This window comes from Serratia sp. CY52157, from assembly GCF_052168495.1.
Classification (GTDB): Bacteria; Pseudomonadota; Gammaproteobacteria; order Enterobacterales; family Enterobacteriaceae; genus Serratia; species Serratia ureilytica.
Genome location: NZ_JBJNMO010000009.1, coordinates 40078 through 63047, shown reverse-complemented (window position 1 = coordinate 63047; position 22970 = coordinate 40078). Strand labels below are relative to the sequence as shown.

Annotated in this window: 22 protein-coding genes; 10 read left to right on the top strand and 12 right to left on the bottom strand. The window is 59.3% G+C overall.

What is annotated here, in order from left to right; genetic code table 11:
- Window positions 1-24: 24 nt before the first annotated feature.
- Window positions 25-846 carry a 5-deoxy-glucuronate isomerase gene (gene iolB, locus ACJ8IP_RS22490; RefSeq protein WP_197752566.1) on the bottom strand — a complete coding sequence of 274 codons (822 nt, stop codon included), beginning with the start codon at window positions 844-846 and terminating at the stop codon, window positions 25-27.
- 77 nt (window positions 847-923) lie between these two features.
- Window positions 924-2429 carry a CoA-acylating methylmalonate-semialdehyde dehydrogenase gene (locus ACJ8IP_RS22485; protein ID WP_046687940.1) on the bottom strand — a complete coding sequence of 502 codons (1506 nt, stop codon included), beginning with the start codon at window positions 2427-2429 and terminating at the stop codon, window positions 924-926.
- 556 nt (window positions 2430-2985) lie between these two features.
- Between ACJ8IP_RS22485 and ACJ8IP_RS22480 the strand changes: the two genes are divergently transcribed.
- Both ACJ8IP_RS22480 and ACJ8IP_RS22475 read left to right on the top strand, forming a co-directional pair.
- On the top strand, window positions 2986-4428 hold the full coding sequence (locus tag ACJ8IP_RS22480; RefSeq protein WP_198793390.1) for a sugar porter family MFS transporter: 1443 nt from the start codon (window positions 2986-2988) through the stop codon (window positions 4426-4428).
- A 31-nt stretch (window positions 4429-4459) separates the two neighbouring features.
- On the top strand, window positions 4460-5296 hold the full coding sequence (locus ACJ8IP_RS22475) for a TIM barrel protein (RefSeq protein ID WP_198793391.1): 837 nt from the start codon (window positions 4460-4462) through the stop codon (window positions 5294-5296).
- Between the two features lie 36 nt (window positions 5297-5332).
- Here the strand turns inward: ACJ8IP_RS22475 and fetB are convergent, their stop codons facing one another.
- The 5 genes from fetB to ACJ8IP_RS22450 all read right to left on the bottom strand — a co-directional run bounded on the left by fetB (window position 5333) and on the right by ACJ8IP_RS22450 (window position 8837).
- Window positions 5333-6106 (bottom strand): iron efflux ABC transporter permease subunit FetB, encoded by a 774-nt coding sequence (gene fetB / locus ACJ8IP_RS22470; RefSeq protein ID WP_033645324.1) that lies wholly within the window; start codon window positions 6104-6106, stop codon window positions 5333-5335.
- Window positions 6093-6770, bottom strand: a complete 678-nt coding sequence (fetA, locus tag ACJ8IP_RS22465) for an iron efflux ABC transporter ATP-binding subunit FetA (protein WP_198793392.1) — start codon at window positions 6768-6770, stop codon at window positions 6093-6095. The genes fetB and fetA overlap by 14 nt, the downstream gene beginning before the upstream one ends.
- Before the next feature lie 189 nt (window positions 6771-6959).
- Window positions 6960-7247: a FaeA/PapI family transcriptional regulator gene (locus tag ACJ8IP_RS22460; RefSeq protein WP_033645326.1), complete on the bottom strand. Its 288-nt coding sequence runs from the start codon at window positions 7245-7247 to the stop codon at window positions 6960-6962.
- A gap of 37 nt (window positions 7248-7284) precedes the next feature.
- Window positions 7285-8394, bottom strand: coding sequence for an FKBP-type peptidyl-prolyl cis-trans isomerase N-terminal domain-containing protein (locus tag ACJ8IP_RS22455; RefSeq protein ID WP_233092784.1), 1110 nt, complete (start codon window positions 8392-8394; stop codon window positions 7285-7287).
- Between the two features lie 29 nt (window positions 8395-8423).
- Window positions 8424-8837 (bottom strand): hypothetical protein, encoded by a 414-nt coding sequence (locus ACJ8IP_RS22450; protein ID WP_198793394.1) that lies wholly within the window; start codon window positions 8835-8837, stop codon window positions 8424-8426.
- A gap of 757 nt (window positions 8838-9594) precedes the next feature.
- Here ACJ8IP_RS22450 and ACJ8IP_RS22445 point away from each other — a divergent pair.
- The 8 genes from ACJ8IP_RS22445 to ACJ8IP_RS22410 all read left to right on the top strand — a co-directional run bounded on the left by ACJ8IP_RS22445 (window position 9595) and on the right by ACJ8IP_RS22410 (window position 17045).
- Entirely contained in the window at window positions 9595-10125 is a 531-nt protein-coding gene (locus ACJ8IP_RS22445) for a fimbrial protein (protein WP_019455211.1), read from the top strand.
- A 91-nt stretch (window positions 10126-10216) separates the two neighbouring features.
- Complete coding sequence (locus ACJ8IP_RS22440; RefSeq protein WP_033645330.1) at window positions 10217-10768, top strand: fimbrial protein; 552 nt, start codon at window positions 10217-10219, stop codon at window positions 10766-10768.
- 71 nt (window positions 10769-10839) lie between these two features.
- The gene (locus tag ACJ8IP_RS22435; RefSeq protein ID WP_033645331.1) at window positions 10840-13341 is read left to right on the top strand and encodes a fimbria/pilus outer membrane usher protein; all 2502 of its coding nucleotides are present in this window, start codon (window positions 10840-10842) and stop codon (window positions 13339-13341) included.
- A 24-nt stretch (window positions 13342-13365) separates the two neighbouring features.
- Complete coding sequence (locus ACJ8IP_RS22430; protein WP_033645332.1) at window positions 13366-14112, top strand: fimbrial biogenesis chaperone; 747 nt, start codon at window positions 13366-13368, stop codon at window positions 14110-14112.
- A gap of 11 nt (window positions 14113-14123) precedes the next feature.
- Window positions 14124-14735 carry a fimbrial protein gene (locus tag ACJ8IP_RS22425; RefSeq protein ID WP_198793395.1) on the top strand — a complete coding sequence of 204 codons (612 nt, stop codon included), beginning with the start codon at window positions 14124-14126 and terminating at the stop codon, window positions 14733-14735.
- Between the two features lie 14 nt (window positions 14736-14749).
- Window positions 14750-15754 carry a fimbrial protein gene (locus ACJ8IP_RS22420; RefSeq protein ID WP_049205605.1) on the top strand — a complete coding sequence of 335 codons (1005 nt, stop codon included), beginning with the start codon at window positions 14750-14752 and terminating at the stop codon, window positions 15752-15754.
- A gap of 18 nt (window positions 15755-15772) precedes the next feature.
- Complete coding sequence (locus ACJ8IP_RS22415) at window positions 15773-16312, top strand: fimbrial protein (protein WP_046687944.1); 540 nt, start codon at window positions 15773-15775, stop codon at window positions 16310-16312.
- A gap of 109 nt (window positions 16313-16421) precedes the next feature.
- Window positions 16422-17045: a LuxR C-terminal-related transcriptional regulator gene (locus ACJ8IP_RS22410; RefSeq protein WP_033645336.1), complete on the top strand. Its 624-nt coding sequence runs from the start codon at window positions 16422-16424 to the stop codon at window positions 17043-17045.
- Between the two features lie 13 nt (window positions 17046-17058).
- Here the strand turns inward: ACJ8IP_RS22410 and ACJ8IP_RS22405 are convergent, their stop codons facing one another.
- The 5 genes from ACJ8IP_RS22405 to ACJ8IP_RS22385 form a co-directional block, all read right to left on the bottom strand.
- Complete coding sequence (locus ACJ8IP_RS22405) at window positions 17059-18099, bottom strand: fimbrial protein (protein ID WP_198036331.1); 1041 nt, start codon at window positions 18097-18099, stop codon at window positions 17059-17061.
- A gap of 119 nt (window positions 18100-18218) precedes the next feature.
- Window positions 18219-20795, bottom strand: coding sequence for a fimbria/pilus outer membrane usher protein (locus ACJ8IP_RS22400; protein WP_442524528.1), 2577 nt, complete (start codon window positions 20793-20795; stop codon window positions 18219-18221).
- A 61-nt stretch (window positions 20796-20856) separates the two neighbouring features.
- The gene (locus ACJ8IP_RS22395; RefSeq protein ID WP_047026513.1) at window positions 20857-21561 is read right to left on the bottom strand and encodes a fimbria/pilus periplasmic chaperone; all 705 of its coding nucleotides are present in this window, start codon (window positions 21559-21561) and stop codon (window positions 20857-20859) included.
- 60 nt (window positions 21562-21621) lie between these two features.
- A complete protein-coding gene (locus tag ACJ8IP_RS22390; protein WP_164107042.1) occupies window positions 21622-22155 on the bottom strand; it encodes a fimbrial protein in 534 nt (177 codons plus the stop codon).
- Between the two features lie 111 nt (window positions 22156-22266).
- Window positions 22267-22653, bottom strand: coding sequence for a winged helix-turn-helix domain-containing protein (locus ACJ8IP_RS22385; RefSeq protein WP_050440145.1), 387 nt, complete (start codon window positions 22651-22653; stop codon window positions 22267-22269).
- Between the last annotated feature and the right edge of the window lie 317 nt (window positions 22654-22970).

Sequence of the window (22970 nt, the reverse complement as noted above, 5' to 3'; positions counted from 1 at the left end):
CCCGGCAAGCCGGGCCTCAAGCGCCTATTGCGCGGCGGGGTAGCCGTCGCCGTTAATCCAGGCGTGGTCTTTTTCCCAGGTGAACTTCCACTGCCGCACCGGCCCGGCCATCACGTTGAGGTAATAGTTGTCGTAACCCGCCAGGGTCGCCACCGGGTGATAACCGCGCGGCACTTTCACCACGTCGCGATTGTAGACCGGCATGCACTCGTCGAGCGTGCGGTCGTCGGTATAGACGCGCTGCATGCAGAACCCTTGCTCCGGCTGAATGCGGTGATAGTACGTCTCTTCCAGGTAGGTTTCGTCCGGCGAGTCTTCTTGATCGTGCTTGTGGCTCGGGTAGGAGCTGGTGTTGCCCTCGTCGGTGTAAACCTCCACCACCAGCAGACTGTCGGCCGGCTCGCTGTCCGGCAGAATGTTGTGCACCAGCCGCTGGTTGCGCCCCTTGCCGCGCCGCTCCACGCCGATATCTGCCGGCGTAATCAGCCGTGAAGGCAGGTGGCCGCCGCCGGGCGCGCTGCACACCGCCAGCTCCAGATCGGTTTCTGCCCGCACGTCGATGCGATCGTGGTGCGGCACATACACCGCGTAAGGCGGCGTACGTTCGAACGGGCTCATGCGTTTGCCGATATGCGGGTATTCGGCGCGCCGCGTGGCGACGGAGGCGATACCGGCCACCAGCACCAGACACAGTTCCTTGTCGCCGCTTTCCAGCTGCAGCGACTGCCCGGCGGCCAGGCGGTAAACGTCAAAGCCGACATAGCGCCAACCGGCATTTTCCGGCGTCACGTGCTGGATACGCCCCTCGGCGTTCGGCGTCTGACATTTGGCAAGCAGTGAAGACATTTCGATTCTCCTGTTAACTCGCAGTGCAAAGGCCGTTGCCCCGAAGGAGCAACGGCCTGGCCTGAGTGTGAAAGCGCTTAGCCCAGCGTCGGCATGCTGAATTCGGACACCGTCTGCTGCCCGGCCGGCCAGCGCGCGGTGGCGGTCTTCATGCGCGTGTAGAAGCGCACGCCGTCGGTGCCGTGCACGTTCAACGCGCCGAACACCGAGCGCTTCCAGCCGCCGAAGCTGTGGAACGCCATCGGCACCGGCACCGGCACGTTGACGCCGACCATTCCGGCCTGCACGTCTTGCACGAACTGGCGCGCATAGTGGCCGCTGCCGGTGAAGATGGCGCTGCCGTTGCCGAATTCATGGCCGTTCACCGTGTCGATGGCGGTGCGGTAGTCCGGCACCCGTACGATGCCCAGCACCGGCCCGAAAATCTCTTCGCGGTAGATGCGCATGTTCGGCGTCACATGGTCGAACAGCGTGCCGCCGACGTAGTAGCCTTCAGGATAGCCCGGCACCTGATAGTTGCGGCCGTCGGCCACCAGGGTGGCGCCTTCTTCCACGCCCAAATCGATGTAGCCCAGCACCTTTTTCTGGTGAGCGGACGACACCAGCGGCCCCATTTCATTCTCTTCGCCGCCCTGCTGCAAGCCCGGCCCGACGCGCAGCTGCGCGATCAGCGGCTTCAGTTTGGCGATCAGTTTATCGGCAGTGTCGTCACCAACCACCACGGCGATCGGCAACGCCATGCAGCGCTCGCCGGCAGAGCCGAACGCGCCGCCCATCAGCGCGTTGACCGTGGCGTCCAGATCGGCGTCCGGCATGACGATCGCCTGGTTCTTCGCCGCGCCGAAGGCCTGCACCCGCTTGCCGTGCGCGCTGGCGGTGGTATAGATATGTTCCGCCACGGTGGAGGAGCCGACGAAGCTCACCGCCTGAATGCGCGGATCGGTACACAGCTGCGCCGCGTCTTCATTGGCGCAGTGCACCACGTTGAACACGCCGTCCGGCAAACCGGCTTCCTTCAACAGTTCCGCCAGGCGCACCGAGGCCGAAGGCACCAGCGCCGGCGGCTTGAGGACGAAGGTGTTGCCGCAGGCCAGCGCGATGGGGAACATCCACATCGGCACCATCGCCGGGAAGTTGAACGGGGTAATGCCCGCCACCACGCCCAGCGGCTGCATCAGCGAGAAGCTGTCGACGCCGCTGCCGACGTCCGGCGAGTACTCGCCTTTGATCAGATGCGGGATGCCGCAGGCGAATTCGACCACTTCCATGCCGCGCGTCAGTTCGCCCAGCGCATCCGAATACACTTTGCCATGCTCGCTGACGATAAGCTCGGCCAGCTCGTCGCGGTGCTGTTCCAGCAGCGCCTTGAAATTGAACATGATGCGCGCGCGGCGCAGCGGCGTGGTGCGCGACCAGTCGGCGAACGCCCGATGGGCCACGTCGATGGCCTGTTTGACTTCGGCGGCGGTGCTCTGCGTGACGCGCCGCTCAACCTGCCCGCTGGCCGGGTTGTGCACGTCGACGGTCTGATTGCTGCTGCTCAGGCACACCTGCCCGTCAATAAAGTTACCCACGGTTTTCATGTCACGCCCTCTTTTCAAGTCCGCTGTCGCCTGGCCACACGCAGGCGGCGCGGCGTTAATCGTCCCGCTCGCCAAACCCCGTCGGCAAGCCGGCTACATCCTGACCGGATGCAGCAAACTCTATTTCATTGAAAAAAAAGTTTCAAATAAATTGTTTTGAAAAATTTGTTTTTAGTGCGTGAGGTCGCAATTTTGCGGTGTCGATCGGGTTGGCGCTTTCATTTCCGCGCCAATCAAGGCGCGGTTTCGCAGGAGAGTCCATCGCTAATGCACACTGACTTTGCTACAGAAAATCCGCACTGCGCCTGACCTGCGGCCGTTACCGCCTCCCTCCGAGCGCCCAAGGCGCCCGGATCGCTCGCGACGGTTTTTTTTGAACTGGATCTAAAAATCAATATTCCATTATTCACTAATTATGAAATAAATGTTCTTGTTTGTTCCAGCATTTATCAACGACATCGCCTTGATGACAGGCACGGTTCACACCCTTCCGCTCGCCCTCTTCCCGACACCCCAACCGTGCGGACGGAAGCCAGGATAAAAATCGGAGCAACACATGTCATATCAGCGTAAGCACAATACCGGTTACATATTGCGAATTTGCGGCATCGCCGCCCTGGGCGGCATTCTGTTCGGCTACGACACCGCCGTGATCTCCGGCGCGATCGAAGCGTTGAAAACTTATTTCAATCTCAGCCCGGCCGAAACCGGCTGGGCCGTCTCCAACGTGGTGATCGGCTGCGTGGTCGGCGCCTTCGCCGCCGGGCCGCTGGCGGCGCGCTGGGGCCGTAAAAAAGCGCTGATGCTGGCGGCGCTGCTGTTCACCGTTTCCGCCGTCGGCGCCGCATTGGCCCCGACCTTCACCTGGTTCGTCATCTACCGCATCATCGGCGGGCTGGCGGTCGGCATCGCCGCCACCGTGTCGCCGATGTACATGTCGGAAGTGTCGCCGAAAGACATGCGCGGGCGGGCGCTCAGCATGCAGCAGTTCGCCATCGTCTTCGGTCAGATCGTGATTTTCTACGTCAACTTCAAAATCGCCAGCCTCGCCAGCGAAGCCTGGCTGGTGGAAATGGGCTGGCGCTGGATGTTCGCCTCGGGCGTGATCCCCTGCATTCTGTTCTGCATCCTGGTGTTCGTCATTCCTGAATCGCCGCGCTGGAACGTGATGATGGGCCGCGACGATCAGGCGCTGGCGATGTTGACCAAGGTCTCCAACGCCGCCCACGCGCAGAATCTGCTGAAAGAAATCAAAGACTCGCTGCAGCAGGATCAACAGCAGCAGCACCGGAAGCTGAACTACGGCGATGTGCGGGTGCGTTTCATCCTGTTCGTCGGCTGTATGATCGCCATGCTGCAACAGGTCACCGGCGTTAACGTGATGATGTACTACGCGCCGGTGGTGCTGAAAACCGTCACCGAAAACGCGCAGGAAGCGCTGTTCCAGACCATCTGGATCGGCGTGCTGCAGCTGGTCGGTTCGGTCATCGGCGCCATGCTGATGGATCGCATGGGCCGCATTCCGTTGATGCGTTACGGCACGCTGGGCACCATCGCGGGCCTGCTGCTCACCTCGTACGCGCTCTACACCCAGGCCACCGGCTATTTCGCGCTGTTCGGCATGCTGTTCTTCATGGTGTTTTATGCGCTCTCCTGGGGCGTCGGCGCCTGGGTGCTGGTGTCGGAGATCTTCCCGAACCGCATGCGCGCACAGGGGATGAGCATCGCCGTCGGCTGCATGTGGGTCGCCAACTTCGCGGTGTCGCAGTCGTTCCCGATGATCAACGATCACCCTTACCTGTTCTCGCATTTCCACGGCGCCTTCCCGATGTGGATCTTCGCCGCCTGCTGCCTGTTCAGCTACTGGTTTATCGGCCGCTATATCCCGGAAACCAAAGGCGTCTCGCTGGAAAAAATGGAGCAGGTGGTGTTGGCCAAACGCCACCGCCAATCCCAGCCCGAAGGCAAGCCGCTGCCGCTGGAAAACGGCAAATCCTGATCTCTCAACCCTGACCGCTGGAGTCATGCCCATGAACATTGCGCTGGACCGCTTCTGCATTAACCGCAAGATCGCGCCGAATCTCGATCTGGACCGTTTTTTCCGCCTGGTGAAACGCTGCGGGCTCAGCAAAGTTGAGCTGCGCAACGACATGCCCAGCGGCAAGGTGACCGACGATCTGAGCGACGCGCAGCTCAACGCGCTCGCCGCGCAATACGGCATCGAGATCGTCACGATCAACGCCCTCGGCAGGTTCAATCTGATGGATGACCCGGCGGCGCTGCAGCAGCGCGCCGAAGCGATGCTGGCGCAGGCGCAGGCCATCCGCAGCCGGGCGTTGGTGCTGTGCCCGCACTGCAGCGCCGACGACACGCGCAGCGAGCAGCAAAAACGGGACGACACCCTCGCGGCGTTGCGGCTGCTGGCGCCGCTGTTTGCCCGCTATGGCGTACAGGGATACGTCGAACCGCTGGGCTTCGGCATCAGCTCGCTGCGATCGTCGCTGCTGACCCAGGCGCTTATCCGCGACTCGGGCGCGCCGTACCGCATCGTGCTCGATACGTTCCACCACTATCTGAGCGATGTGGCGCAGGCCGACTTCGACGCGCAGATCCAGGTGGCGCAGATCGGCCTGGTGCATCTGTCCGGCGTGGAGGACGGGCGGGATAAAAGCGCGCTGAGCGACGAAGAGCGCATCATGCTGAGCGAGGGCGATCGGCTGGAGAGCCGCCGCCAGGTGCAGAACCTGGAACGCCTGGGCTACACCGGCGTCTATGCCTTCGAACCGTTCTCTTCACAGCTGGACCGCTGGAGCGAGGCGGATATCGAACGGGAAATCCGCCAGAGCATCGCCCTGCTGCAAGGGTAAACAAAACGGCCTCCGCGGAGGCCGTTTTTCATGGCGTTACTTCAGGTTGCCGACCACCAGCTGATGGCGCTCGTTGTAAAACTTACGGTAGGCCAGATAGCAGGCGATGATGGTCGACAGGCTGGCGGTGGAAAGCAGCATGAAGGTCACCATAATCTGATATTTGATCGCTTTCACCGGATCGATGCCGGCGAAGATCAGCCCGGACATCATGCCCGGCAGGCTGACCAGCCCAACGGTTTTCGCCGAGTCGACGGTCGGGATCAGCGAAGCGCGGATGCTGTCGCGGATCAGCGCCGCCGACGCGAACTTGGGCGTCGCCCCCAGGCTGAGCATCTCCTGAATCTTCTGCTGCTCGCTTTTGAAACGCTGGCCGAGGTTGGTATAGCACAGCCCCACCGCCACCATGGCGTTGCCGGCGATCATCCCGGAGATGGGGATCACCTGCATCGGCGTAAATTCGATGGAGCCGGTCAACACCAGTACCGCCAGCGTCAGCACCGCGCCTGTGGTGATGGCGATAAACGACGTCACGAACGCGTGTTCGACGTACTTGCTGCGTTTCTTGGCGTTGTAGGCCGCGTTAAAGCAGATGAACAGCACCATCAACACGGTGAGAACGGCGTTATCCAGGTCGAAAATATACTTCAGCACGTAGCCGACGATGATCAGCTGCACCACCGCGCGGCAGATGCTCCAGATGATGTCCTTTTCCAGCGCCAGCTTTTCCCGGTGGCTGATCAGGATGGCGACCACCACCAGCACCATCGACAAGCCCAAGGATTCGTTGGTGATATTATGCTGATTCATGCTGTTGCTCCTGTGGCTCGGCGCCGTGCGCGAGCAGGGTGATCACCTCGTCCGCATGCGCTATCTCTTCGGTATCGTGCGTCACCCACAGCACCGCCAGCCGGTGTTCCGCCACCAGCTGATGCACGATTTCGTTGACGTTGCGCTTATTTTCCTCGTCCAACGCGCTGGTGATCTCATCGAGCAACAGCACCCGCGGCATAAACTGCAGGTTGCGGATCAGGGACACGCGCTGCTTCTCCCCGCCGGACAGTTCATTGATGCTTTTCGTCAGCATCGCCTCCGGCAGGCCGAAACGCGCCAGATCGGCCTTCATTTTTCGCTCGGCCGGCGGTTCCTGGCGGATCTGATACGGCAGCGCCAGATTGTCGTAAACCGTATTGCCGAACAGCGCCGGCGTCTGGAAGCAATAAGAGACCTGCTTGCGATACGCCTCCGGCGACATCTCGTCGATCGCCTGGCCGTCGAAATAGAGGCTTCCGCTGGTCGGATTCATTAAGGAAGAGATGATTTTCAGCAGCGTGCTTTTTCCGCAGCCGGAAGGCCCGGTGATCAGTTTGAACTCGCCCTCACCCAACGTGAAAGAGACGGAGTCCAGGATCACCTGGCGGTCTATTTGATAATGAATATCATCCAATCTCAGTATGTCTTTCTTTTCCTTCATTACGATGCCAGCTCCCTACACCTGTTCCCGTCTGAGCGATAAGTATATGGTCGCAAAAAACATCTTAGCAATGCCTGCGCGGAGGGCGGAAAGCGGAGAGGAGGATTGGCGGAGCGAAACGCCCCGCCAAATAATAAGATTAATTAATGTTTAGCTGTAAGATAGTCAAAAGCGACCGTCAGGGTCGAATCACTCTTTTTTTATCGCTGCCTGTTCGTCGCAGCTGTACCAGCGTAGAGAATTGTTGATGCTGCGGTGGGTGCAGCGGACCTTGCCCTCCTTTTCCAGCGCCAGCAGCAGGGTGCGGGTGGTATAAATGTTTTCACCGCATTTATCAGCCAGCTCGCGGGTCTTCGGCCACTGCTCCGGCGGGGGATGATGGCCGCCGGAGCCTTCCACACGATCCCTGCACAATCCTTGCAACACATTCAGCATCAGCGATTTTCTGCTTTCAAACGTTTTCGGCGCCTTGGCCATAGCATTCCTCCTGAGTGGTTACTGCTGAGCTCCCCGCTCACGACTGCACGTCAGCGATGCGCAGGGTATAAATCATGGTGGCGTCCGGAGGGATCGCCGGCGGGCTGCCCTGCTTGCCGTACGCCAGCGCCGGCGGCACCACCAGCGTGATCGAGCCGTGGCGCTGCAGCTTCTCGATAGCCGCGCGAAACAGCGGCGGATAGCGCGTCAATGGCTGCGAGATCACCGTTCCCGCCAGCTCCATGTCTTTGATCACCCGGCCGTCGGTCAGGCTTTCGCGCACCACGATATCCACCCGATCGTCGGCGCCGATCGCACCGCTGCCGGCATAGTCCACCCGGTAGTAGAAACCGAGCGCATCTTGCTTGACTCCCTCCTGGCGGGCGAAATCGGCCAGATAGGCCTTGCCGTCCGGAGGGGGAGCCTGTGTCTGTTGCGTCTGCTGCAAACGTTGCTGCGCCGTGCGCAGCGCGCTGTCGATGGCGGCCTCATCCAGCCGCAACCGCCCGGCCAGGGTATCGGCGATGCCCGCCAGCAAAAGCCGCCGATCCGCCTCCAGTCCCGCGCGCTGGTTCTCCTGTTGCAGATGCAAAATATCGCGCCCCAGCGATACGCCGGCGGCATACGCCTGCTTGTCCGCCTCGCTGGCCAGCACCGGGGCCTCAGCCGCCTGCCGCCGCTCAGCCAGCAAGGTGTCTACCCGCTGTCGTTGCTGTGCCAACTGCGCCGTCAAGCTTGCGCTGCGCTGTTCGGCCCGCGTGAGCGAAGCGGCCAGCGCGGTGACCTCAGGCAACGGCGCAACGGCCTGCCGCAACGCCTTCAGGGCATCGGCCAGTGGCCGAATATCGACATCGGTCCGCTCGCTTTTCGGCGCCGCGGCGGCCTGAGCCGCCGCCAACTGGCGCTCCAGCTGACGGATTTTCTCCGCCTGCTGTTGTACAGAGTGCTTCAGAGAAGTTAAACGAGCGCCGTCTGCCCCCGCGACGGCGGCCGGTTTGGCGGCCGGTGCGGGCGCCGGTTTACGCGCGGTTTCCTCCTTGAGCGCGGCCGGCGGAGCCTGCCGCTGTTCGGCAAATTTCAACAGGGCGGGAATGCCGTCGTCAGCGGCGCAAACGGCGCCGCTCAGCGCCAACAGCCAAAGCCCCATCGCCCATCTTTGCGCGCATCGCTTCATGGCTACAGATTCTCGACCCGGTTGGACAGATCGGACATCAGCTCATGTTCAACGTCGGCGCAGAATTTCTCGGTTTTATATTGATAAAGAGCATCAATCGCTTTACGGGTGCTTTCATCCACATTGCCGCGCACGCCGGCATATCCGGAAGCGTTGGAAAGCAGACCGTTAAAATAGGCAATGCGTTTTTGGTAACTCTGCGGATTAATATTTTTTAATGAGTTAACCCGTTGCTGGCAAAGCGCGATACGTTGTTCATCGGATTTATCATTAGGATTGTTCTGTGAAAGTTTTTTCACGGAATCCAGGTTTGTCTTGCTACCGCCCACGCAGCCTGACAGCGACATGACAGACAGTAAAAATATAGCAGAAACTACCGTGCGGCGGCCGCCGCAAGCATTAATCATCGTTATCATTCCGTTTATAATCCTTTAATTGTCACTTAGGTCATCATTATGTGGCGAACGGCAACAGCACATGCCTTAATTTGATTAATCAAAATGGGTTAGGCAGTGAAAAATCCCTATACCGCAGTGCGATAGAATAATTCACTACCGATGACATTGTTATTTAATTGTTAATGAATTAGACCTAAACGCGGGCTAAACACGAATAAAAAAACCAATCCCTTAGGAGAAGAAAACCACGAAACAACAATAAAAACAATAGATTATGTTTTATATTTTGTTTCTAAAGGGAAATTCATCATCTGCTGCCTCAGGGCGATATTAGCAAAACAATATGGCGAATTGTAGGTATCAGCCTATTTCCCCCGATCTAATATCTCGCATATCGTTATTTATATAGTGATTTATACTGGATAATATTTGTATACGATCTATTGGTTTTAAAGCAAATATATTTCTTTTTCCTTTTGGTTTTATATTCTGAATTTGACTTAATTTAATAAAATCTATTTCCAAGCAATACTATTATTTGCAAGAATATTCCCAGCAACACGCCACACGTAAAACTCGTATTTTATTTACCAGAAAATCCATTGTCGATTTTCCCAATCTCGTTATTTCTCATAAATAACGGATGTTGGCGTATTGCCCAGAGCAAAAGGATCTGGCTCCAACCGTACGGCCGGCGACATGACGTTGCCGCCGCTGCGGGGGATTTAGATGTGCTGTTCTTTTTATTTAAAAACTCTCTACAGGAACCTGAGAAATGAAACTGAATAAATTAATGCTGGCAACCGTGATTGCTTTCGCTTCTGCATCTGTTGCTCACGCCGCATCTAATCAGGGCAGCGGTAAAGTCACCTTTACCGGCGAAATTATCGATGCGCCATGCAGCGTCGCGCCGGAATCCGTTGACCAAACCGTACCAATGGGCCAAATCAGCAGCCGCATCCTGGCTAACCAGGGTAAATCCAGCATGCAACCTTTCAACATCGAACTGAAAGATTGCTCCATCTCCACCATGAAAAACGTCAAGGTGACCTTTACCGGCACGCCTGATCCGGTCAACAACAAACTGCTGGCCCTGAGCGGCACGGCAACCGGCGCCGGCATCGTGATCTACGACAACCTGCACTCCAAGGAAGTGGAACTGGGCACGGCGACCGACGGTCAGGGCCTGAACGACGGCGACAACTCGCTGAAATTCGCCGCTTACCTGCAGGGCAGCAGCGCCTCCGCCGCCGTGGTGCCGGGCGACTTCACCAGCGTGGCCAACTTCACCCTGGCTTACCTGTAATACCCCACAGGGGATGTCTCAGGGCATCCCCCGCTTGATTGCATGCCGACGAGAGCGGCAAGGGAACAGGGCAAGACAGGGAGACGCCAGCATGACTATCCGCCTTTGCGGCCTGTTGCTCATCGCGCTCAGCGTAGGCAGCGCGGCGGCGGCAGTGAAAAATCAGGGCCACGGCAAAGTCAGCCTGGGCGGCACCATCGTTGAAACGCCGTGCGGCATCGCCAGCGACAGCCTGGATCAAACCGTCGATTTCGGTCTGATCTCCATGACCGATGCCTCGCAGGACGGGCAATCGGTGCTGATCGGCAGCCGCCGTCATTTCACGATCAAACTGGTGAACTGCGAACTGGCCAGCCAGGTGAAGCCTGACTTCATCTATCGCGCGGCCAACGTCACCTTCGACGGCACCGCCGACAGCCGGGATCCTTCCCTGCTGGGCGTTTACGGCGAGGCGCAGGGCGTGGCTATCGAGCTGTTGACCGATGCCGGCACCCCGATCCCGCTCGGCAGCACGACGGCGGATTACCAGATCGTCGCCGGCGACAACACGCTGCGCTTTGGCGCGCAGTTGCGCCTGCATCCCGATAAGGCGCGGGCGGGCGGCTTCAGCTCTCTGGCCAAATTCACCCTGTCTTATCTCTAGCGCCGGCGGGCGCTGCACAGCATTACGTATTCAGGTCGCACGGATGACCTGCTATTGGGCGCGGACTTGCCATGAGTGATTATGCTATGACGTCATTACTGACACGGAAACACCTACCTCTTCTCGTCATTCTATCTTTCCTCTGGGTGCGTCCGGCATTTTCCGCCACGGAATTCAATACCGACGTCCTGGATATCGGCGAGCGCAGCAAAGTGGATCTTTCGCGTTTCTCCGATGCCGACTACGTCATGCCCGGCGCTTATTTGCTGGACATCAAGATCAACCAGAAAACGCTGCCCCAGCGCAGCATTCAGTATTTCCCGTCGCCGGATAACAAGAGCGGCAGCCAGGTGTGCCTGCCGCCTGATCTGGTGGAAAAAATGGCGCTGAAAGAAGAAGCGGCCAAAAAAGTCACCCTGTGGCACGACAACCAGTGCGCCGACATTCGCGGCATCAAAGGCGCGACCGTCTCCGATCGCATCGGCGGCGGCGTGCTGGCGATCACCATCCCGCAGGCGTGGATGAAATACTCCGATCCCGACTGGACGCCGCCCGAGCAGTGGGACGACGGCATTCCCGGCCTGCTGCTGGACTACAACCTGAGCGGCCAGTTAGGCAAGCAGAATCACAACAACAACACCGCCCAGAACCTGAGCAGCTACGGCACGCTGGGCGCCAACCTGGGCCCCTGGCGCCTGCGCGCGGACTACCAGGCCAATTACAATCAGCAGGCCGGCGATCGCAGCACCGGCTTCGACTGGAACCAGATCTACGCCTACCGCGCGCTGCCGATGCAGGCCGCCAAGCTGACGCTGGGTGAGATTTATCTCGACTCCGGGGTGTTCGACGCCTATCGCTTCACCGGCCTCAATCTGGCCAGCGACGAGCGCATGCTGCCGCCGAACCTGCAGGGCTACGCGCCGGAAGTACGCGGCATCGCCAAGAGCAACGCCAAGATCACCGTCTCGCAGGAAGGCCGCACGCTGTACGAAACCACCGTGCCCGCCGGGCCGTTCGCCATTCAGGATCTCAACAGCTCGGTGCGCGGCAAGCTGGACGTCAAGGTGGAAGAGCAGGACGGCACCGTCTCGACCTTCCAGGTGGATACCGCCACCATTCCGTACCTGACCCGCCCGGGCTACGTGCGCTACAACGTGGCGCTCGGCAAAACCTCGGCCTACGACCACCGCACCCAGGGCCCGCTGTTTTCCGCCAGCGACTTCTCCTGGGGGCTGAGCAACGCCTGGTCGCTGTATGGCGGGGCGCTGCTCGGCGGCGACTATAACGCCTGGGCGCTCGGCCTCGGCCGCGATCTGAACGTGTTCGGCGCCATGTCGTTGGACGTCACCCAGTCGATCGCCCGTCTGCCCGGCGAGCCGACCGCCAGCGGCATGTCGTTCAAGCTCAACTACGCCAAACGGTTCGATGAGCTGAACAGCCAGATCACCTTCGCCGGCTACCGCTTCTCGCAGCGCAAGTTCATGAACATGTCGCAGTACCTGCAGGAGCGTTACGGCGATTACGACAAGAATTACAACGGCCGCCAGAAAGAGCTGTACACCATCACCGCCAGCAAAACCTTTATGGCGGAAGACAGCGCCAAGGCGATCACCGCCTACCTGACCTACTCGCACCAGACCTATTGGGATGCGCGAACCCAGGACCGTTACGGGCTGTCGGCCAGCAAGCTGTTCAGCGTCGGCGATATCAGCAACATCACCGCCTCGCTGTCGGCTTACCGCACCTATTACCAGGGCCGCACCGACGACAGCGTGATGCTCAACTTCACCGTGCCGATCGGCGACCGTCGGCGCGTCGGTTATGCGCTGCAAACCAACAACGGCGATGTCACGCAGACCGCGTCGTACAACGACTACAGCGATCCGGACAATACCTGGCAGGTCAGCGGCGGCTTTAATCAGTCCGGCAAATCGCTGGCGCGCGGGTACTACACCCACAACGCCTCGTTTGGCTCGCTGAACGCCAGCGCCTCTTACCAGCAGGACAGCTACTCGTCGATCGGCGGCTCGTTCCGCGGCGGCCTCACCGCCACCCGGCACGGCATCGCGGCGCATCAGAACTCGAGCAACGGCGGCAGCCGCATGATGCTCGACACCGACGGCATCGCCGGCGTGCCGATCAACAACGGCCGCGCCTACAGCAACCGTTTCGGGCTGGCGGTGATTTCCGACATCACCAGCTACTACAACACCGACACCCGCATCGACGTCAACAAGCTGGCGGACGACGTCGAGGCCACTCGCGCCGTGGTGCAAGGCACGCTGACCGAAGGCGCCATCGGTTATCGCCACTTCGAGGTGGTGAAAGGCAGCAAGCTGTTGGCCACCATTCGCCTCGCGGACGGCAGCGAACCGCCATTCGGCGCCGCGGTGCTGAGCGAGAAAGGCCGCGAGGTCGCGGTGGTCAACGACGGCGGCTCGGTTTACCTGACCGGCGTGCAGCCGGAGGAAAAACTGGACGTCGCCTGGGAAGGCCAACGCCGCTGCCGCATCGTGATCCCGGGCGCCGCCAAGCCGCTGGACCAGCTGCTGCTGCCGTGCGCCACCCTGTAATCCGTAACGCTGAGAAATAATGACATGAACAAACACCCGATAACGCTACTGACCGCCGCCGGCCTGGCCCTGAGCGCCGTACTGCCCACCGCCGACGCGGCGATATCGCTGGATCGCACGCGCGCCGTTTATGTGAGCGACGCCAAATCGATCAGCCTGAATATCGTCAACGAAAACAAAGAGCTGCCCTTCCTGGCGCAATCCTGGCTTGAGAACGAGCAGCACCAGAAAATCACCTCGCCGCTGGTGGTGCTGCCGCCGCTGCAGCGCGTGGAACCAAGCGAGCGCAGCGTGGTGCGCATCACCAAGACGCCGGAGGCGGATCGCCTGCCACAGGATCGCGAGTCGGTGTTCTACTTCAACCTGCGCGAAATTCCCCCGAAAAGCACCAAAACCAACGTGATGCAGCTGGCGCTGCAAACGCAGATCAAACTGTTCTATCGGCCGAAAGCCATCGTCGCGCCCAAGGGCCAGGTGTGGCAGGAAAAGCTGGTGTTCCGTAAAAGCGGCGGCGCCATCACCGTCGATAACCCGACGCCGTTTTACATCACCCTGACCGGCATGACGCGGCAGACGCAAAAACAGGGCGGCGGCGCGATCGGCGGTTTTCAGCCGCTGATGCTGAAGCCGAAATCCAGCGAAAGCCTCAAGCTGCAAGAGACCGGCATGAATAGCTTCGTCATCACCTACATCAACGACTACGGCGGCCATCCGGAGCTGCGCTTCGTCTGCAATGGCGGCGTTTGCACCGCCGTGCCCGAGAAAAAATAAGGAGGTCCAGCATGGCTGAATTCACCGATCGACTGCGCCCGCTGCTGCTCGGCGCACTGCTGTGCGGCGGCGGCGCGATGGCGGCAACGCCGCTGGGCGTGATCGAAGGCACCACCGGCACCGTCAGCTTTCACGGCGGCCTGCTCAGCTCTCCCTGCAGCCTGACGCCGGACAGCCGGGATCAGTCCGTCGATCTGGGCGACGTCAGCGCACGCGACTTCCGCAACGCCGGCGATCGCAGCGCGCCGGTGCATTTTCGCCTCTCGTTCCGCAACTGCCTGCTGGGCGCGCGCGCGCTGGCGGATAACCCGGCCGGCCCGCGCAACGGCGACGCCGGCCGCCTCTACCTGCAAGGTGAGCAGGCCGCCACGCTGGTGTTTCTCGGCGAAAGCGACGTCGATAACCCATCGCTGCTGAAGCTGAACGGCGGCGTGCAGGGCATCGGTCTGCGGCTGCAAGACCAACAAGGCCAGGCGCTGGAGCTGAATCAACGCAGCCGCCCTTACATTCTGCAGCCCGGCAGCAACACCCTGTGGTTCAGCGCCAGCGTGGAATCCACCCAGCGGGCGGTGATGGCGGCCGGGTTTGCCGCCGTGGCGCACATTCAGGTGATTTACCTGTGAGGTTCGAGAACGCGATGAAAACTCAACTGACCAAATTCTGCCTGCCGCTGGCGATCGCGCTGGCGGCCCCCGCCGCCTGGGCCAACGGCTACGTCACGCCGGACGGCGGCCCCAAACAGTTCTATATCGATCTGAATGAAAGCAACATCACCAACCAGGTGGGGTTCACCAAACTGTTTCCCTATGATCTGGGCGGCACCTATACCGGCAAGGTGTATTGCGATACCCCTATTCCCACCAGCCCGCACTTTTACAAGTCGGATTCGGCGTTGCCCCCCTCCGACTACGGCAACGGCTATTTAAAACTGAATGACTTTTTGGATTTAAAAGCCGAGGTGTGGATCGCCGGCAACAAGAACGCCTACGTCACAGTGCCTTTTTACAACGAATCGAATTTGCTGAGCCAACACCGCTGCCAGCCGCCGTACTTACAGGTCAACAACTACGGCAGCGGTTCCAAAGGCAAGATCACCTTCCGGGTGCGCAAAAAGATCATCAACGGCGTCGAGATTAACGATCGGCAGATCATCGAGATGTACGGCCGCCTCGGCTCGACCGACGGCGGTTTCGGCCCCAATCCGATGGCGCAGGTGTTTATCCAGTCCGCGATCCTCTACGTGCCGGATAAATGCGTGGTGAACGAAGGCCAGCTGATCAACGTGGAGTTCGGCGAAATCGGCGGCAGCGATCTCAACGGCTCGAACTATCCGCAAAGCATTCCGGTGCGCTTCCAGTGCGAGGGCGGCAGCTTCGAGGACGGCACGCTGAACATCAAGCTGGCGGTCTCGGGCACGGCCGCTTCCTTCAGCAACGAGGTGTTCAAAACCGACAAGAACGATCTCGGCATCCGGCTGACGCACAACGGCCAGCTGGTCATTCCGAACGAGTTTTACCCGGTGCCGAACATCGGCAACGGCGGCTCCTGGAACCTGGTGGCGGCGCCGTTCGCCAACGGCGGCGCGGAGATCGGCGAAGGGGAATTCAACGCGTCGGCCACCATCGTGGCGGCATTCCAGTAACCGAGGGAGGAACGGAAAATGCGTCTACGCGCTTTAGCGCTGCTCAGCTGCGCGTCCTGGTGGTTTGCCGCCATGCCGGCGGCGGCGAACACCGAGCTTATCGGCGCGCCGGTGCAGTTCCACGGTACCGTGGTGAGCCGGCCGTGCAATATCGAACCGCAGTCCGCCGATCAGCTGGTGGAGATGGGCACGGTGATCGTCAAAACCCTGTATCGCTACGGCCACACCACACCGGTACCGTTCAGCATCAAGCTGACCGACTGCAAGACCACGGTATTCAAATCCGTCAGCGTAACCTTCAGCGGCACCGAAGACGGTGAGCTGCCGGGCAAGCTGGCGATCAACAACGGCGCGAACGGCGCCGCCATCGCCCTGTTCGATCATCAGGGCGCAGACATCGATTTGAATAAGGCCACCAGCGCCGTCGCGCTGCAAAACGGCCCCAACAGCCTGAACTTCACCGCCTATGTGCAAGGGCGGCCCAGCGCGATTCAAAACCAAAGCATTACCGAAGGCGAATTCACGTCCATCGCCAATTTTGTGCTGGCGTACCAATAAGCCCCGCACCGTCCCAGGGAAATCAGGAAAACGACCGGCGCGCGAACGCCGGCGATGGGCCGTCACCGTTTGCTCCGGCGCGGCGCCACGGCTTTTTAAGGAGTCACCCATGCCAGATATTCGCTTCACGCTGTTCGACAGCGATAACTTCTACCAGCAGGGGCTGCGTCTGCTGCTGCAGGACTATCTGCACTCCCTGAACGAATGCCACCGCCGGTACCCGCAGTTCTCGCCGCTGGCGCTGCAGGCGTTGGATAACATCGAAATCGTGTTCCGCACGCCGGAAGAGCGCTGGGGCTGCGCCTGTTGTTATCAAAGCCCTCACGGCGTTCCGCGCCAGCGGCAGCTGACCCTGCTGATCCTCGACGACGCGACCCAGCAACAGGTGAAAAACCTGCCGCCGCTGTTCAGCATCCATCGGCGCGATTCGGCCTACGCCATTCGCCTCAAGCTGCAGATGGCGTTGGAAAAGTTCATCCTGCATCCGTGGGTGGCGCTGCACGCCGCCGGCCAGTGGAAATGCCAGGCTTGCCGCATCGCCGCGCTCAGCCACTGCGAGAAAAAGGTGCTGGGTTTGATGAGCAGCGGCATGTCCGCCTGCAGCATCGCCGGCCTGCTGCAGCGCAGCCAGAAAACCATCAGCGCCCATAAGCGTTCGGCGATGCGCAAGCTCAACGTGCGTAAAAACAGCGAGCTGAATAAGGTGCTACTGAATCAGCGCGGGCTGAGTTGACCAGCCCGCCCACTCAATAATAATTGATGTTAAAGGTCACGGTCGCATCGGCGGCGCCCGGCGTGACGGTAGGCTCGGTTTGAATATAACGCGCCTGCAACGGGATGGTGAAAGACGTGGGCGTGGCGGGGGAAAGCGGCACCTTAATTTCCCGCGAGAACTGCACCGGCCGCGGCGATGACGCGCTATAGGCCAACTGGATGCCGACGCCGCTTGCGCTGCCGCTGCCGTCTTTAAGCCCCATAATGCCGTTGTCGCCATCGACCACCGCCGTATTGGGCGCTAACGACACCCCTAAACTGTTGGCGGTTGCGCTGACGATGCCGCTGTTGCCGCTATCGGAATAATGGGCTTCGGCCGTACCGTAAAATTTTGGGCAATCCATCAGGCGGATCGAGGCGTCTTTCCATTCGGTTACGCTGCCTTTTCCGGTGAAATCTCGTCCCATATCGTATTTCCCCATGGCGACGAAAACATCGGGCGTGGTGCAACTCTGCGCGACGATATTGATCGAGCCGGTAAAACACAGCCGCATAGCGGTAAACGGCGAGCTTGCCGGCCCAACCTGGGTCACCAAACAGGGCAAATCGGCGCCGGTGATGGTGCCGGGTTGAATATCGCCGGTCTTTATCAGCCGAATGCGGTATTTGAAAAGATTCGACGACCACCCGTACAGGGTATGACTCTCCGTGCTCCGCGACGTGTACGGCAGGGTGAAGGACAAAGCGTGGTTATCGATAAACACGCCAACGCCCGGCACGCCCGTCTGATAAACCTTGCCAAAACCGCCACTCCACTCCGACAGAGGATGCGGCGGCGGCTCATAACCCATGTCTATCGCGATGAACGGTTGCGCCGTCGAACATTCGACGTACACATTCCTGAAAGTGGGGTTAAAATTTTGCGTATACAGCGTAGCGCCCCGGGCCACTTCTGCCCCCACGGTGATATTGCTGGATACAATGGGCGCAGTGATATTCAGATCGTTTTTAACGTCCGACTTATCGCTGTAATAACAGTCGGCCCACACCGATTGGGCCAGCAACAGCGCCAACAAGGCAATGCCGCGCCAAATACCCTGGCGGTTTTTCTGTGTCATCTCATTCTCTCCCGTGCGCTGAAACGCCGTCGCTGCAGCCGTGCCCGACGGCGTTCCCGAGCAAAAAATAGGTCTCATCCTTCTGCGCCAACGCCGCTGCGACACGGCGCGCTAAAGCGCTGCAATACCGGCCGGCCGCCTTTCTGCTGCGGCATCAGCACATAATTCAGGGCGCACTGCGCAGCGCGATCCGCCCCCCAGCGAACGCGCAACGCGCCCCTGTCCTGAGCGACGCGCGCATACACCAGCCCGCCCTGCCCCACGGCGCCAACCACGGCGCCGCCTTCGTCGATCACTTCGGCGCCGAACGGCGCCGGCGCGCCGGCGGCAGCGGTATCGATCAGAATCGGCGAGCCCTGGCGGGCGTTGTATTTCACTTTCACCACCGCGCCGGAATAAGGCGCGACCTTCTGCGTGGTCTCATCCATTTCAAGATCAGGGGCGCTGCCCTTGGGATCCAGACTGATTTCATTCAGCTGATACGGCGTCAAATACGGCACCAGCGCATAGCCTTGCGCATCCACATACACCCCTGGATATGCGGAGACGCTGGCGCCTTCGGCCCCTTTCGCCTCCACCAACGCGAACGTTTCCGAGCCGTAAGAGCTGAACGAGACGCCGCCGGCATGCCCCACGACGGTGCCGCTTAACCCGGCGGAGGCGCTGCGGTAGCCTTTACCGGAACTGTAAGCGCCGCTGAGCAGCGCCGCCTGACTGCGATACTGACCGTTTACCGAGCCGCTGCCGCCATTGCGATTGGCGTTCATTGCGCTCATGCCGTAACTGAACCGACTGTCGGCCCCCAGGTTGCCGGAGAGGGTGGCCTGCTGGCTCGACAACCCGTCGCTGTCATGCGCCAATCCGAGCCGCAGCTGCGGCGTGCCGGCCTTGTCACGGCGCCCTAACGGCAGGCTGAAATTCAGCAGATAGCTGTTTTGCGCCCGGCCATTGCTCGCCTGGCTGCGCGTCATGCTCAACCCGTAGGTGACGGCTTTATAGCTGTTGCTATACCCCAACTGATACTGCTTGTCGCTGCCCTGCCCGTTCCAGTAATCCTGCACAGAGCCGCTGACATACAGCTGTCCCCATCCAGACGCCAACCCCTGCGAAATGGAAAACGTCACCCGATTGCGAGCGCGCGCGATATCGCCCTCTCCGCCGCCTTGCCTCAGCCGGTCGCGCGTTTGCATGGCGGTCATGAAATCCATATAGCCGGAGGTAGAGAATCGGTAAGCGGCCAGCGACAGGCTGCTGCCGATGTCATTCACGGTCTTGCTGTAGCTGAGGCGGTAGCTCTGCCCGCTCTGACGCCGTTCGCGACCCAAACGACTGTCGCTTTGCGTCACATCGAAGCCAAGTGCGCCCAGCGAGGAACCGACGGCCCCGCCCAACTGCACCGCCTGATAATCTCGGGCGGCCTGCAGGCCGCCGTAGGCGGTGAGCGCATTGGATAAACCACGCTGGTAGGTGGCCTGATACAGCCAGGGCTTTTCCCGCAGGCTGTCACTGTCGGCCTTGCCAACGACGACTTCGTACCGATCGGCGCCAGGTCGCAGCAGTTGGGTGACCGCCGCATAAGCCACGGTAAAGACGCTTTGCGCGCCGTCAGCTTCACGCACCGTCACTTCCAGATCGCCGCCGTAACCGGTGGGATACAGATCGTCGATCAGAAATGCCCCCGGCGTTACCGTGGTCTGATAGATGACCTGCCCCCCTTGCCGCACGGTCACCTGCGCGTTGCTTCTGGCGATGCCGCGAATTTCCGGCGCATAGCCGCGCTGCGATTCCGGCAACATGCGCTCATCGCTGGCCAGCTGCACGCCGTTAAACGCCAGCGTATCGAACAGTTGGCCGGTGGTGTTCGCCTGGCCGATCACGCCTCTGCCCTTCAGCGGCGGAATATCGCGCTGCAGGAAGGTGTTAATGCTGTCGTATTGCGAAATGCCGTTTTGCGTCCAGCTATAGGCACCGTTATGGCGCAAATACCAGGCGCCGAAGTTGGCCCCGCCGGACAAACCGGCGTAGACGGAGTTATAGTCCGCTCCGCGTGACGTGCTGGAATACCCGTTCAGGTTGTAATTAAGAAACAACGTCGAGACGCCGCTGTCCCACTGCGCGGCGTCAACGCTGCCGCGCGCGGTCTTGCGCATATAAATCTGCGGCACCACGATATCCAGCCGCTGCTCGCCGCTGTCGAAGTTGACCTGCGCATCCGGAATCTGCCGCGGCAGATTAAAACAGGGTTCGCCCTGCGCCAATGGCGCCAGCGCCCCTGCCGGCAGCGCGGCGTCGTTAAAAGCGATGCTATTGACGATAGCCGGCGTCAGGCAGGGATACAGACTCTCATCGGCGCGGCTGCGAAATTCGATCTCTTTATTGCCAAAGGCCTCGTCATTGATAAACAACGCCACCCGATGCGTGCCGGCCAGCCCGGCCGCCCCGCGCGCAAAGCGCGCCAGATCGACGCCGGCGCGATCGCTCAGGTTAAGAAACGACGGGTCGAATTCGACCTTTCCGGCGATGGCCTGCGGCACACGGTCGTCGGCCCACGCCTGAGCGCCGCTTAATGCGCCGAGCACGCACAGCGCCGCCGGCGTTAAGCGCGCAGAGGCCGTGCGAAGGCCATGCGCAACGCTAACATATTCGGTCATGAACTTTTTTCCGCAAGGTTCGGCTGCTGCCGATGAGGCATTAAATGGCGATGTGCTTCGCTTACTTCACCAGCGCATCGAATTTATTGACGGCGCCGTAGTCATTGACGAATTCAATGGCGATCTGGGTTCCTGCGGCGGCGCGAATGCCGTTAAACATCAGCGAGGAATACGGCGCGATCATTTGCCCTTCACGTTCCTTACCATTGACGGCCAGGCTCACCAACGAGACGAAATACGGCGTCGGGTTGAACGCCTTCACGCCGCCCGGCGCGGCGGACCACGTCACTTTCTGCGCCGCGTCATTGGCGTCGCCGTTCAAGCCCGTCGGACGGAAAAACAGCTTGATGCGCGAACGGAAAGCCATTTGCAGCAGGCTGGCATCATCTTTGAGCTGTTTTTTGGCCGGGATTTCCAGCACGTTCAACCAGAAAACGCTTTCTTTATCCATCGGCAGCGCCGCCCCGGTATAGCTCAGGCGCAAGGTTTGCCCTTTGCCCGGATCGACGCGATTAATCGGCGGCGTCAAAATAAAAGGCACGCGGATATTTTCCGGCTTCACCGTCATATCACCGTCATCGATCCAGCTTTGAATCAATACCGGCGCTTTACCGACATTGTTCAATTTAACGGTGACATCCTTCGCCTCCGAGGAATAAATAACGCGCGTACCGCTAATCACCACGCTGGCAAATGTCATCGCCGAAAAAAGAGAAATAACTGCAAGCAAGAAAGCCTGCGATAAAATACGAGCCTGTCTGCTCATAATAATCGCCCCAATAAATAGCTGAGAAACAGGGGGGAAACTCCCCCCTTGAAATACGGGTTATTTGTATTGCAGTGAATATACGACGTTGCTTACCACCGAGCCGGCGGTCGCGGCGCCCATGGCGTAATATTCAACCGTATACGGCAAGGTCGCCATGCCATTGGTGATGGTGTAATAGGTAGCGTTCGCTATCTGGTTTTGACTGCCTGCGACGATCGGATTGAACGCCCCAGAGCCTTCACGCAGCTGCAGCACGACGTTTTTCGCCGTGCCCGTGAGGTTGCGCAGGCGCCCGCTCGAATCCACGCCGGAGCCGGCTTCAAAGAACGCCGTCGTGGTTTTCAAGGCGCCCTGGCAATTATTCAACTTCAGCTCAAACGCCGTACGACCTGCAGTCCAGCTCATCACGCTCAGCTGACTCTCGCTTACAACCGGCAAAGCAACATTACCATCGGCTTCCTGCCCATTGACCCGTACATCACAGGTCATCGCAGATACAGTACCGCTAAAATTGATCGTCCCGGTGCTGGCGGCTTGCACCTGACCAACGCAGCCCAGCAAGGCCAATCCTATTACGGAGGTCTTTTTCATATATACTCCTGATGATTTTAATTATAACGCGTTCTATTTCCGTAGGTGATAGCCAGCGGGAACGAGCTCCTTAAGCAATACGTTATTTCTTGCAACGCACGTTCAATAAGCTCACTCGTAGAACAAAGGCGTAACGATAGGATTATTCAGGGTATAACCCGACCCCCTCACATTCACTATGAAGTCGTGCGGCAAACCGATGGCATCGAGCCTTATCCTCAGCTCTTTCATGGTTTGCCAGAGTTTTTGACTGGACGAAGAATAATGATTTTCATCCCAGACTTTTTTCAGTATTTCATTCTTCGAAAGCTGCCGGCCTTTACCATATTGGATCAGCAAAAAAACCAGCAGCCGCACCATGGCATCATTGAGCGTCACGGCACTAAACAACACCAGTTTTTCCGGCGATAAAGAATTAATGCGCACCAGCCGCTTATTAGCGATATCGAGTTGTATATCGTTATCGATGATAAAACCAAAAAGATTGCGTTCCATCATGTCAATTCCCTGGATAAAATAAAAAACAAATAACTCAGAATCATAATATCGCTATGACATTATAATTTCAGAACACTCTGAGACAATCCCTGCTAACTCATCAGCCATAATGACCATAAACGTCTTAAAACAGATTTAATATCCATTAAAAGCCGGCCTCACCTTATTTTTGACCAAGGCAAGAAAGTTATCAGAAAAAAATATCAACTCCGTCATTCCTTTTGCGGTGAGTCTTTCACTCTGCATTTTCGGATAAACTAGCTGAAAACTTCAAAAACACAAAAAAGCGTTACTTTTTTTAGACTCAACCTCTCATC